The 13,508-nt window shown below is 44.6% G+C and carries 11 protein-coding genes; 8 read left to right on the top strand and 3 right to left on the bottom strand.

What is annotated here, in order from left to right:
* Nucleotides 1-19: 19 nt before the first annotated feature.
* On the bottom strand, nt 20-1,138 hold the full coding sequence (asd, locus tag NI468_RS08020) for an aspartate-semialdehyde dehydrogenase (RefSeq protein WP_004647391.1): 1,119 nt from the start codon (nt 1,136-1,138) through the stop codon (nt 20-22).
* 188 nt (nt 1,139-1,326) lie between these two features.
* Here asd and NI468_RS08025 point away from each other — a divergent pair, with 188 nt between their 5' ends.
* Complete coding sequence (locus tag NI468_RS08025; RefSeq protein ID WP_253101210.1) at nt 1,327-2,457, top strand: endonuclease/exonuclease/phosphatase family protein; 1,131 nt, start codon at nt 1,327-1,329, stop codon at nt 2,455-2,457.
* 323 nt (nt 2,458-2,780) lie between these two features.
* On the opposite strand, the gene NI468_RS08030 is transcribed toward NI468_RS08025, so the two are convergent.
* The gene (locus tag NI468_RS08030; RefSeq protein ID WP_253101212.1) at nt 2,781-3,716 is read right to left on the bottom strand and encodes an LpxL/LpxP family acyltransferase; all 936 of its coding nucleotides are present in this window, start codon (nt 3,714-3,716) and stop codon (nt 2,781-2,783) included.
* 107 nt (nt 3,717-3,823) lie between these two features.
* Complete coding sequence (locus tag NI468_RS08035; protein ID WP_253101213.1) at nt 3,824-5,728, bottom strand: ATP-binding cassette domain-containing protein; 1,905 nt, start codon at nt 5,726-5,728, stop codon at nt 3,824-3,826.
* A 33-nt stretch (nt 5,729-5,761) separates the two neighbouring features.
* On the opposite strand from NI468_RS08035, the gene NI468_RS08040 reads away from it, so the two are divergent.
* From NI468_RS08040 to NI468_RS08070, 7 genes are all read left to right on the top strand, one after another.
* Nucleotides 5,762-6,007, top strand: a complete 246-nt coding sequence (locus NI468_RS08040; RefSeq protein WP_004278477.1) for a SlyX family protein — start codon at nt 5,762-5,764, stop codon at nt 6,005-6,007.
* 367 nt (nt 6,008-6,374) lie between these two features.
* Complete coding sequence (locus NI468_RS08045) at nt 6,375-7,379, top strand: hypothetical protein (protein WP_219308307.1); 1,005 nt, start codon at nt 6,375-6,377, stop codon at nt 7,377-7,379.
* 70 nt (nt 7,380-7,449) lie between these two features.
* Nucleotides 7,450-7,899: a hypothetical protein gene (locus NI468_RS08050; RefSeq protein WP_004278475.1), complete on the top strand. Its 450-nt coding sequence runs from the start codon at nt 7,450-7,452 to the stop codon at nt 7,897-7,899.
* A gap of 30 nt (nt 7,900-7,929) precedes the next feature.
* Nucleotides 7,930-10,572 carry a type I DNA topoisomerase gene (gene topA, locus NI468_RS08055; RefSeq protein WP_253101215.1) on the top strand — a complete coding sequence of 881 codons (2,643 nt, stop codon included), beginning with the start codon at nt 7,930-7,932 and terminating at the stop codon, nt 10,570-10,572.
* 92 nt (nt 10,573-10,664) lie between these two features.
* The gene (locus tag NI468_RS08060) at nt 10,665-11,468 is read left to right on the top strand and encodes an NYN domain-containing protein (RefSeq protein ID WP_253101217.1); all 804 of its coding nucleotides are present in this window, start codon (nt 10,665-10,667) and stop codon (nt 11,466-11,468) included.
* A 5-nt stretch (nt 11,469-11,473) separates the two neighbouring features.
* Complete coding sequence (locus tag NI468_RS08065) at nt 11,474-12,229, top strand: hypothetical protein (protein WP_005245925.1); 756 nt, start codon at nt 11,474-11,476, stop codon at nt 12,227-12,229.
* Between the two features lie 65 nt (nt 12,230-12,294).
* Nucleotides 12,295-13,434, top strand: a complete 1,140-nt coding sequence (locus tag NI468_RS08070; RefSeq protein WP_005245926.1) for a glycerate kinase — start codon at nt 12,295-12,297, stop codon at nt 13,432-13,434.
* Nucleotides 13,435-13,508: the final 74 nt, after the last annotated feature.

Raw genomic sequence — 13,508 nt, forward strand, 5'->3', positions numbered from 1 at the left:
GCTTTATATCCAAAGGATATTAGGCATTTTTATAATCAATCAGAATACGCAGCATACGGCGTAACGGCTCGGCAGCGCCCCAAAGCAACTGGTCACCTACAGTGAACGCACCCAGATATTCTTTACCCATATTCAGCTTGCGCAGACGGCCGACTGGAACGCTTAAAGTACCTGTTACAGCAACAGGCGTCAGATCAGTCATGGATGCTTCACGAGTATTTGGAACCACTTTAGACCAGTCATTGGCACGTGCAATGATGTCTTCGATTTCATCCAAAGGTACATCTTTTTTCAATTTCAGGGTTAATGCCTGAGAGTGACAACGCATGGCACCAATACGCACGCAGTGACCATCAATTGGCACGATCTGCTGGTTGCCCAGAATCTTGTTGGTTTCAACCTGACCTTTCCATTCTTCTTTCGACTGGCCGCTTTCCAGTTGCTTGTCGATATAAGGAATGAGTGAACCAGCCAAAGGAACGCCAAAGTTTGCAGACGGGAAGCCTTCACCACGTTGTAATTCAGCAATTCTAGAGTCGATATCCAGAATTGGAGAACGCGGATCATCTAGCAACTCTTTGGTATTGTTATATAAATAACCCATACCATTGATCAGTTCACGCATGTTTTGCGCGCCTGCACCTGAAGCGGCCTGATAGGTCATTGACGTTGCCCATTCCACCAGATTGTTCTGGAACAGACCGCCCAAGCCCATCAGCATCAAGGAAACTGTACAGTTACCACCGACAAAAGTCTTGGTGCCTTTAACCAAACCATCTTTGATCACATGCATGTTGACCGGATCAAGTACGATGATGGCTTCATCATCCATACGTAAGGTTGATGCTGCATCAATCCAGTAACCGTTCCAGCCTTCAGCTTTCAATTTCGGGAAAACTTCAGAGGTATAGTCGCCACCTTGACAGGTAATAATGACATCCATTTGCTTCAGACTGTTAATGTCTGATGCATCCATAAGTGCTGGGGCGGTCTTACCGCCAAATGCCGGCGCTTCACCGCCTGCATTACTGGTAGAGAAATAGAATGGCTCAAAATGAGCAAAATCATTCTCTTCAACCATACGTTGCATAAGGACGGAACCGACCATCCCGCGCCAACCGACCAGACCTACTTTCATGTCACTTTGCCTCGGTGCGTTAAAAAATCAAAAGGGATTCGAGTGTACCAAAAAGGGACCCAACTGCAAGAGCTACACAATCAAAACATCAATATTCTTGAGAGAAATATCTGCTTTATGATACATACAAAATTGATAACGTCATTTTTCTTTTAGAAAAAATAATAACTTAATTAAGAGCGCAGTTTATGATATGGGCTATCCAAATTCTGGCAATCATTGTCATTTGGTTAAGTTTCTGGTCACTGATACCACGCGATGAATGGTGGATTCGGGGTGCGGATTTTCCACGATTACAAATTCTGGTATTGGGCTTTATCGCCTTTATTCTTTTTCTCCTGGTTGATCATCCCTGGAACTGGTTGAATCAGCTGCTTTTTATCGGTCTGATGGCAGCTTTGGCCTATCAGTTGAAAATGGTATTGCCCTATACCTTTATCTGGAAAAAACAGGTCAAGCAGGTCAAGCAGGATCAGCTGGATCCGCAACGTCAGATTTCCCTGGTCGTTTCCAATGTACTTACTACCAATACCAAATATCATTTACTGATCGAGCAGATCCAGATTCATCAGCCAGATCTGGTTTTGACTCTGGAAACCGATCAAAACTGGCAAAATGCACTCTCGGTGATTGAAGCTGATTATCCTTATCGCGTGCCTGTGCCTTTGGATAATCTGTATGGCATGCATCTATATAGCAAGCTCGAACTGAGTGAAACTGAGGTTAAATTTATTCTGAGTGATGAAATTCCCTCCATTCATACCACGGTGATTTTACGCTCAGGACAACCGGTACAGCTCTACTGTCTGCATCCCAAACCACCCAGTCCGACCGAGGCCAAGGATTCTACCTTGCGTGATGCTGAACTGCTGATTGTCGGTGATCAGATTAAAGATCTGGATGAAAGCTGTATCGTCATGGGCGATCTGAATGACGTGGCCTGGTCACGTACCACACGCCTGTTTCAACGCATTAGTGGGCTGCTGGATCCGCGGGTAGGACGTCATTATGTGAATACTTTTCACGCAGATTATCCTTTTTTCCGCTGGTCGCTGGATCACGTCTTTCATAGTACCGATTTTGCCTTGGTACACATGGAGCGTTTACCGCATGTAGGTTCTGACCATTTTCCGGTCTTTCTGGTTTTACAAACCGGTCGGGTATTCGAGCATATTCAGGAAGAATTAGAACAAACTGATAAAGATGAGCAGGAAGCACAAAAAGCCATTGAAGAGGGCATTCAGAAAGCAGAGAAAGAGGAAAAAATAGTCACTGATGAAGTTGCCCTGGCTTATAAAGAAAGGGGCAAAATCTCATAGGTTTTTAGAAGAAAAGTGTACGATATTGCTTACAACAGTTTACGCTTCTTGCGAATGGGCAGGGGTTGGGAATCTGGGTATTCTAGGTTTATCAGCACAGGGAGTCGAGAAAGGATATTCTCATAAGGAAGACGAAGCTGAATGAAAACATCATGGATATGATGCTGAAAGGGACATCACAAAAAAGTAGAACGAATTATAATATGTGAAAGCACAACCTCATTAACCCGAGTTTTACAGGATGTAGAGCTCGGGTTAAATTATTTCAATTACTTAAACATGATTTTAAGCTATAGCCCTTCAAATTCCGTGATCAAATTGATTTAGTAAATTGATTTATAACCTTCAGGGCGAGTCTTAAAACGGCGGTGGAACCACATATATTGGGTCGGTGCAATGCGTAACTGCTGCTCGATTACCAGATTCACGCGGGTGGCATCTTCGACTTCATTTTCACCAGGAAAATTTTCCAGTGCTGGTTCAATCAGCACATGGTAGCGCGGATTATTAATATCGCCATGACGGTAGAAATATAAAGGAATTGCAGCCGCTTTGGTCATTTTTAGTAAACGACGATGTGCGGTTACAGTCGCCGCAGGCACACCAAAAAATGGTGCCATCACGCCTTGTTTTAAACCATAATCCTGATCCGGACTGTACCAGATTGCATGGCCATTTTTTAGATTGCGTACCAAGCCACGCATATCATCATGATCAATCTGGTTGGCATAAATTGTGGCACGACAACGGTAAATCAGCATGTCCAAAAGCGGATTATTCTGCGGACGATACACCACATCCGGGTCAAAATACTGTGCGCACAGGTAGCCACCTGCATCCAGCAAGGTTGAATGCGTGCCTAATAAAAGCATACCTTGGCCTGCGGCTTGTGCCTTTTGAATATGTTCCAGCCCTTCAATACTGACGCGACCCTGAAACCATTTCGGACTGTACCAGGCATTTAGCGTCTCAAACACACCCAGCATTTGATCGATAAATACCTGACGGGCATTGTCCTGTACCTGCTTTTCAGACCATTCGGGAAAGCAGACTTCCAGATTACGCAGCGTGGTTTCACGGCGTGATTTCAAGTATTTAAAAGAAAGCTGGCCCAGCAGGGACGCCAGACGATGCTGAATGGCCCAAGGTAAGATCGCCAGAATCATCAGGAAAATAATGCCCAGCCAGTTGCCCCAGTATTGAGGTAACAGGAATGACCATTGAAATTCACCGGGTTGATATGCAGGCTGAGTACTCATAAAACAATATAGGGCCAAAAGATTAAGTGCAGTCTAACAGAGAAGATTATTGAAATAAAAAAGCATCTGTACGAATACAGATGCTTGAGTAAAAGCTCGGGGAATATTTAGCCGTTACTTAGGTTGTCCAGTTCTTCCCAGCGCTCTAATTTTTCCAGTAACAGCTCATCAATTTCAGATAAACGGTTAGAAAGTTTTAGTGCTTTATCGGAATCAGTCACAAATAAAGAACCATCAGCCAGTTGTGCATTGATCTCGGCCTGCTCTTTTTCCAGCGCTTCCATCTCAGCTGGAAGTTGCTCGAGTGCGCGCTGGTCTTTATAACTGAGTTTAACTTTTTTGGCAGCGACCGGCGCAGTCTCGGCTTCTGCTTTGGCCATGGCTTTTTTCACGGCACTTTTTTGGTCAACCACGGTTTGATCCGGACGTTGTTCAAGATAATCCTGATAACCGCCAACATATTCGTCAATATTGCCCTTACCATCAAAGACCCAAGTGGATGTTACCACGTTGTCCATAAAGGCACGGTCATGCGAGATCAACAGTAGGGTGCCTTTGTAGCCACCCAGCATCTCTTCCAGTAACTCTAAAGTCACCATATCCAGGTCGTTGGTTGGCTCATCCATCACAATCAGGTTCGATGGTTTCAGCAACAGTTTCGCTAGCAGGATACGGTTGCGCTCACCACCTGACAAAGCTTTGACTGGTGTACGGGCACGTTCTGGCGAAAACAGGAAATCTTGTAAATAACTATAGATATGACGACGGTTACCATTCACATCCACGTGGTCAGAACCTTCTGATACGTTATCTTTGACTGATTTTTCCAGATCCAACGCATTACGTAACTGGTCAAAATAGGCCACTTCAAGCTGCGTACCGGTCTTCACCGTACCGCCATGTTCTAGCTCGCCCAGAATGGCTTTAATGAGTGTAGTTTTACCGACACCGTTATCACCGACCAGACCGATACGGTCGCCACGGAGTACAAGTGCAGAGAAATTATTGATGATCGGTGCATTTTCACCGAATTTCACACTCAGGTTCTCAATTTCAAACACCAGTTTGCCTGAACGGTTGGCATCCTGAGTTGCCATCGTCACTTTACCTTGTTGCGAACGACGTGCTCTAGATTCTTCACGCAATGCTTTCAGGGCACGGACACGGCCTTCGTTGCGGGTACGACGGGCTTTAATCCCTTGACGGATCCAGACTTCTTCTTCAGCCAGCTTTTTATCGAAGAGCGCATTTTGCTTTTCTTCAGCTTCCATCTGCTGGGCTTTCAGGTCTAGATAACGTGAATAGTTACCTTCATAGCTACGTAGTTGACCACGATCCAGCTCGACAATACGGGTGGCAATGCTATCGACAAAGGCACGGTCATGCGAAATGAACAGCAGGGTCAAATTGTTTTGATCGAGCAGGAATTTTTCCAGCCATTCGATACTTTCAACGTCTAAATGGTTCGTCGGTTCGTCCAGTAACAGCACATCGGGTTGGGTAAGTAAAGCACGTGCCAGTAGTACACGACGCTTACGACCACCAGATAAATCGGCAAGATCTGCATCCGGGTCCAGGCCCATTTTGCTTAAAATCGAATTGACTTTGGTTTCCAGCGCCCAGCCATCCAGCTGATCCATTTTGTGTTGCAGGTTGCCCATACGATCACAGGCGTCCATGTCACCGAGTACACAAGCTTCACTGGCAGCATGATAAGCACGCAGAACTTCTGACGCTTCACCAGCGCCATCTGCCACGATATCAGCCACTTTACCTGAATCCATCGGTACATCTTGCGCCAGCATGGAAATAGTAATGCCGTTTTGTAATGAAACTTCGCCGTTGTCAGGCAGTAAACTTCCTTCAATCAGCTTAAGTAAGGTAGACTTACCCTCACCATTACGGCCAATCAAACACACTCGTTCGCCGCGTTCCAAGTTAAAATTCGCGCCGTCGAGCAGGGCGGGTCCACCAAACGCAAGTTGGACATCCCTAAGGGTAATATAGGCCATAATGTTTCCTGAAATCCCCAATGAGGACTTTAAATGACTAAACAACAAAATCTAAATGATCAGGCGTCATTTTCCGCACCCATTGAAGATTTGCAAGTGCGAATTGCATTTTTAGACGATTTAGTTGAACAGTTGAATGATCAGGTGGCTAAACAGACCCTGGAAATTGCTGATCTGAAAAAGCAAATGACGCTGTTATATCAACGTGTTGAGTCCTCCGACCTGTCTGAAGGCATTGCAGAATTTGATCCGGTTGCAGATCGCCCACCACATTATTAATTTGCAACCAATGATTTAATCAACAATGACCCTTAGGTAATCTAAGGGTTTTTTATTGAAAAATAAAAATGAACCAATCTATAAGGTGATAAAAAGAGAAATATTTTTGTTTTGAATGGGCTTTTAAATTGCCTTAAACACGCATATAAAAGTAATAAAGCGCAACGCGATGATCAAGTTCAAAAGAGTTTTCCTGCTGAAAACAAATATTCGCGCTCGTAAACAGATTTCTTGCAGGTATTTCATAAAATGCAGTTTGGATCTCTGCCGAAACAGGCCTGCACCCATTCAACCGTAAAATTATTTGACCTTTCACTCACTTCCTACTCTAATACCGGCTCTCAGGTACATTCCGGAATTGCGTCCCATGCACCCAAAAGTTGTTCTACTCGACCTCGAAAATAATTTCCCTACAGCCAAGTTAATGCGTGAGATTGTGGCGCATTATTCGACTTTATATCTGTTTAGCTGTGCTGGAAAATTTGAATTCTCTTTAGAGGATTTAACCGAGTTTGCCGGCTGGATTAGCAGTGGTCAGGTGGTGGTACTGGATACGCCTGAATCGCCACAAAAAGAATATGAATATGCGGTTATTGTCGGTCAGCTTATGGCGCTACTGGAGCCGGAAACCGAGGTTGAATTGATCTCGGCGATGGACACCTGCGAGATGTTGCAGCAGATGCTGCAGGCTTCTGATATTCCGTGTCACCTGATTCAGATTCAGCCTGATGAGACACACATTCCAACAGATCAACCTAAAAATCATCTTCCGAGTCTGGATACCATCAAGAACAAACCTGCCTTGCAACTGGTGAAAAAATACTGTGATGCGTTAGGGAAAATGAGCGGCAAACCGAATACGGTGGAAACCCTAAAAAACTCAGTGGCGAATATTCTGCAAGTGATGCCGGTAAAAGCTCAGCATGTGGTCGGCATGTTGATTAACCTGAAAATCGTCAAACGCTATGATGAGCAAATCAGCTTCCGCAAAAAAGTTTTGAAACAATGGCTGCAACTCAATCTGGATGAACAAAGCCCGGTTGAAAATCCAAAACTGGATCAGGTCATTTCCCAACTGAAGGCAGAAGAAGCTCCAGTTGAATCTGAAATACTCAAGTCACCAATCCAGTCGGCACAGCAAGACCTGTTCAAGAACTTTGGCCGGATCGATCCGGTACAACTGGAAGTGGCGCGTAAACTGCGTGAATTGCAGGGCGATAAACCCAAAGACATTTATGAGCTGCGTGATTTACTGGAACAGTTATTTCCAAAATCGGACATCCGCTTGCTGCTGAAGGAGTTGATCGAGAAAGGTTATATTTACTGGAATGGTCACGAAATTTTATATAGTCATGAAATGTTCCTGAATTAATTTTATCGTGCAAACTTGCGTTTTATATTGTGCTTATGCAACTCTAATAATAGAACATAAAGGTTGAACTATGGAAAACACTGGAATCTGGGTGACGGTGGTCATCATCATTTTCGTCATAGGGTCGATTTTCGGGTTGCGCGTGAGCCCCCGAGAAAAAGCCTTGGGCCTGATGCGTGATAAAGCCCGTAAAATGGGTTTGCATCCACGTCTGGTGGTGGCACCGGACTGGACCAAAATCCCGAAGGCGACTGAAAGTCGTGCCAGTATGGTCGCATACTACAGTGTGCTGATGCCAGATGCACGTTTGCCCTTGATGCGCGCCCGTGTTGTCGATAATAAACTCGAAATCGTGCAGGGTGATGAGAAATTTAAAGATTTTCCCATTGCATTAAAAGGCATTTATGCTATTGATATGCAGGCCAACTGTGTCGGCGTGTATTGGGATGAAGAAGCTGATTTAAGAGCGACTCAACTCGACGACATCAAAGCGCTGTTACACGCTTTGGCTGAACTTTAATTTAGAAATAAACAGGATTAACGGTTAATTATGGCGAACGCTCCTCGGTCCACATCAAAAAGCAGCACAGCGAAGTCTCCCGACGCTGGAAGCAAGCGTGCCCTAGTGATTGTGGAGTCGCCTGCAAAAGCGAAAACAATCAATAAGTACCTTGGTCCGAACTACATCGTAAAATCATCAGTGGGTCATGTGCGTGACTTGCCGACAGGCGGTTCTGCAAAATCGACAGAGAAAAAACCGGCGACACGTACCAAACTGACGGATGCAGAAAAAGCTGAAAAATCACAGAATGCGTTGATTAACCGCATGGGTGTCGATCCGGAACATGACTGGAAAGCCAAATACGAAGTCCTTCCTGGCAAAGAACATGTGGTTGCCGAACTGAAAAAACTGGCATCGCAAGTCGATGAAGTCTATCTGGCAACGGATATGGACAGGGAAGGAGAGGCGATTGCCTGGCATTTAAAAGAAGTCATCGGCGGTGATGATTCGCGTTATCAGCGTGTGGTCTTTAACGAAATTACCAAAAACGCGATTCAGGATGCCTTTAAGCATCCGTCACGTCTGGATACCAATAAAGTCAATGCGCAGCAGGCACGCCGTTTCCTGGATCGTGTCGTGGGCTTTATGATTTCGCCATTGCTTTGGGAAAAGATTGCCCGTGGTCTTTCGGCCGGTCGCGTACAGTCGGTTGCGGTGAAGCTGGTGGTCGAGCGTGAACGCGAAATTCGTGCTTTTATTCCTGAAGAATACTGGCAGGTGTTTGCCAATACCAAATCGAAAAAAGATGATATTCGTCTCGAAGCGGTCAAGCAAAATGGCAAGACGCTCAAGCTACGCAATAAAGACGAAACTGATACCTTATTAAACCTGATCAAAGATGCGGATTATACGGTTTCTGCACGTGAAGATAAGCCAACCAAGGTTAATCCAAGTGCGCCGTATATCACGTCAACGCTACAACAGGCAGCCAGTACCCGTCTCGGTTTTTCTGTGAAGAAAACCATGATGCTGGCGCAGCGCCTGTATGAAGCCGGTTTCATTACCTATATGCGTACCGACTCGACATTCTTGAGCGATGATGCGGTGAATATGGTGCGTGGCCATATCGAATCCGAATTTGGCGAGAAGTATTTGCCTGCCAAGCCGAACCGTTATGGTAATAAAGCCGGTGCGCAAGAAGCGCATGAAGCCATTCGTCCATCTATGGTTGGCTTAAAAGGCGATAGTCTGGTGGGTGTTGAGCGTGATGCACAGCGTCTCTATGACTTGATCTGGCGCCAGTTTGTTGCCTGTCAGATGACTCCGGCGGAATACCTGTCGTCTACCATTTTAGTGGATGCCAATGGTGTAGAGCTGAAAGCCAAAGGCCGTACCTTGGTCTTTGATGGCTTTACCCGCGTGCGTGGTGTCAATAAAGCAGATGACGATATTTTATTGCCTGCGGTCAAAGTCGGTGAAGTCCTTAAACTTGAGAAACTTGATCCATCTCAACATTTCACTAAACCACCAGCACGTTTTACCGAAGCCTCACTGGTCAAAGAACTCGAGAAAAAAGGCATTGGCCGTCCATCGACCTATGCAGCGATTATTTCGACGATTCAGGATCGTGGTTATGTGAAACTGGATAACCGTCGTCTCTATGCCGAGAAGATGGGTGAGATCGTTACCGATCGTCTGGATGAAAATTTTAGTAATCTGATGAACTATGCCTTTACCGCAGATCTTGAAGGTCAGCTGGATAAAGTAGCAGATGGTGAGCGTAACTGGAAAGAGCTATTAGACAGCTTCTATGGCGATTTTAAACAACGTTTGACTACAGCGCAGGGTGAAAACGGAATGCGCCGTAATCAGCCTGTAGAAGTGGATGCGGTACACTGTAAAGAATGTGACCGTCCGATGCAGATCCGTACCGGAACCACAGGTGTATTCTTGGGTTGTTCAGGCTATAACTTGCCGCCGAAAGAGCGTTGTAAGGGAACCTTGAACCTGACACCAGTTGAGTCTCTGGCTGCATTGTCTGATGATGAGGCTGCGGAAACTGCTGACCTGATGTCGAAGAAGCGTTGTCCGATCTGTGAAACTGCCATGGACAGCTATGTGATTGATGGCGGTCGTAAACTGCATATCTGTGGGAATAACCCGGACTGTAGTGGTTTTGAACTTGAAGAAGGCGAGTTCAAAATTAAAGGCTATGATGGCCCAAGCATTCCATGCGACAAGTGTGATGGCGAAATGCAGCTGAAGACAGGCCGTTTTGGTCCTTACTTTGCCTGTACCAGCTGTGACAATACCCGTAAAGTCTTAAAGAGCGGTCAGCCTGCACCTCCACGTGTGGATCCGATCAAGATGGAACATTTACGTTCTGCCAAGCATGACGATTTCTTTGTACTGCGTGACGGTGCAGCCGGTTTATTCCTGGCGGCGAGCAAGTTCCCGAAAGTGCGTGAAACCCGTGCACCGAAAGTGGCCGAGATTCGTTCTGTTGCTGATCAGCTTGATCCAAAGTATCAGTTTATCTTGCAGGCACCCGATGTAGACCCGGAAGGGAATCCGACTCTGGTAAAATTTAGCCGTAAGAACCAGTCACAATATATTGGTTCGGAAACTGCAGAAGGCAAGCAAACCAAATGGTCTCTGGTTTACCAGGACGGAAAATGGGTTGAAGCCTAAATTCTAAGATTCAAAAAATGCTGACGAAAGTCGGCATTTTTTATGTCAGAATCATTTATACAAAAAATTAAAAATAATATTTTGGGGTGGATGTGGATATTCAGACAAAAAAGTTCGCTGTATTAATCGATGCGGATAATTCTTCTATCAACGCGATTTCATCAGTGTTGGAAGAAGTTGCGAAATATGGCATTGCCAGTGTCAAACGTGTGTATGGGGACTGGAGCAGCGAAACTTTAAAGAAATGGCGAGATGTACTCCTTCCTCATGCCATCACTCCGGTACAACAATTCGCTTATACCAAGGGTAAAGATGCGACGGATATGATCCTGATCATTGATGCTATGGATTTACTTTATGCAGGTGCATTAGATGGATTTTGTATCGTATCCAGCGATAGCGATTTCACGCCCTTAGCTTCACGTATTCGTGAAAATGGTCTAACAGTGTATGGCTTTGGCAAAAAAGCTACGCCTGAAGCATTTAAGAAAGCCTGTGACAAGTTCATTTATATCGAAAACTTACTTGTAGATAGTGAAATTAAAAATAATGAGGATGGTGAAGAAACAGGATCAATAGATAAAAAAGTTTCGGAGATTATCAAGACTAATGGACAAAAAACTATATCTACGCAAAAGGAAATTCAGTTACCTGAAGGGATGGATCGAGCTACGCTTAACTTAATTTATAAAGCTGTAAAAGATAATGCCGATGATAATGGATGGGCGAATTTAGGGATGGTCGGGCAGTATATCAGTGCAGTAAAGCCTGATTTTGACTCTCGTAACTATGGTAGAGCCAAATTGTCAGGATTAATAAAAACTTTAAATTTATTTGAAACAAAAATAGAAATGAGTCAGATGTATTTAAGAAAAATGAAAAAGCAGAGTGTGTAATCGATATGTGGAAAAAGATTCGGATTCTGATTTTATTAATCATCTTATTGATTGTCGCGGTCAATGCCTATCGTGATCAAAACCAGAACTGGTCAAAGCCGATTATTGTGTTGCTGCATCCGATTAATGCCGATGGATTACCGACCACACAGCAATATATCCAGCAACTGTCAGCTCAGGACCTGAATGGAGCACGGGAATATCTGGAAAAAGCAGCTCAGCAGTATCGTGGACAGCCGACTTATTTTTATTTTAATTTAGGCCGTGAGCTTCAAGTTCTACCACCCAAAGTCCCTGAGCAAGACTCGCTCATCGATACAGTTTTATGGAGTTTAAAATTCCGGTTCTATGCTTGGAAACAGCGACAGAGTTCAGACCCTTCAGCCAATGTGACTTTATTTTTAAATTACTATGATCCTGCGCAGACCAAGCAATTAAAGCATTCAACCGCCTTGCAAAAAGGCCGGATTGGTTCGGTGAATCTATTTGCATCCAAGCAACAGACTGAACAGAATAAAATTGTATTGGTGCATGAATTACTGCATGCCTTTGGCGCCTCGGATAAATATGATTTAGCGACAGGCCAACCGATTTATCCGCTGGGTTATGCATTTCCAGATCAGCAACCCTTATTTCCGCAAGCCAAGGCGGAGCTGATGGCAGGACATATTCCACTGTCTCAAACCACCAGTAAAATGCCAGAATCTTTAAATCAAACCTTGATTAATGAGATAACTGCAATTGAACTGGGCTGGAAATAAAGACTTGTGGATAGTGCTGGATTTATCCACAATTTAGACTTCATTTGTGGATAAAAGATCACACCATGCCGCTCACCTTTGTGCTTGCTCCTGACTCGTTTAAAGAAAGTATGTCTGCTGCACAGGCTTGTCAGGCCATGCAACGCGGTATCCAGAACGTCATTCCGGATGCCCACATCATTCATGTGCCAATGGCCGATGGTGGTGAAGGCACGGTCGATGCATTGATTTCAAGTTTAAAGGGGCAAAGTATTGCATGTGAAGTGACCGGACCACTGCCTGAGCAACGTATTCAGACCTATTGGGGTTTGATTGATGCAGGTCAAACTGCTGTGATTGAAATGGCCAAGGCCAATGGCATTCATTTATTGAAACCTTCACAGCGTAACCCGATGCTTACTTCGACCTATGGTACAGGAGAAATGATCAAACAAGCATTGGATTTGGATGTGAAAAAAATCATCATTGGGCTCGGTGGCAGTATTACCAATGATGCAGGTGCTGGTATGGCGCAAGCACTGGGTGTGCGGTTTCTAAATTATAAGAGTGAGTCAATTCAGGTCTGTGGTGGAAACTTAGATCTGGTCAAATCAATGGATTTATCCGAACTTGATCCACGTTTAGCAGATACTGAAATAATCATTGCATCGGATGTCAACAATCCACTGTGTGGACCAAATGGTGCATCGATAATCTTTGGACCACAAAAAGGTGCAACGCCTGAAATGGTCAAGCAGTTGGATCAAAACCTCTGTCATTTCGCCGATGTGGTTGCTCAGCAGATTGGCTGTGATTATCGTCATGTGGCAGGTGCGGGCGCTGCCGGTGGATTGGGTTTTGGTTTAATAGCATTCACTGCTGCTTCCATTCGATCAGGTGTAGAGCTGATGATTGAACAGGTTCAACTCAACGAGAAAATAGCGCAAGCAGATCATGTGTTTACCGGGGAAGGTAAAATTGATTTTCAAACCAAATTTGGCAAAACGCCATTTGGTGTGGCGCAGGTTGCAAAACACTTCAATAAACCGGTAATCGCTTTTGCGGGTCTAATCGGTGAAGGAATTGAGGATCTGTTTGAGTCAGGATTTAGCCAGATTATTGGTATTAATCCACCAGATTGTCCTTTAGAAGAAGCCTTAAAAAATGCAGAAATGAACTTGGAGAAAGCTGTCGCAGAGATAGTCAAAAATCTTTTGACAGAGTGAAAGTATTTCTCTCTCTCCTGCAATCTAGCACGCTTCATTATCAGGTAATAAATCAAGAAATAAAATTGGAGACA

Origin of the sequence: Acinetobacter lwoffii (assembly GCF_024129355.1) — a bacterium.
GTDB lineage: Bacteria > Pseudomonadota > Gammaproteobacteria > Pseudomonadales > Moraxellaceae > Acinetobacter > Acinetobacter lwoffii_I.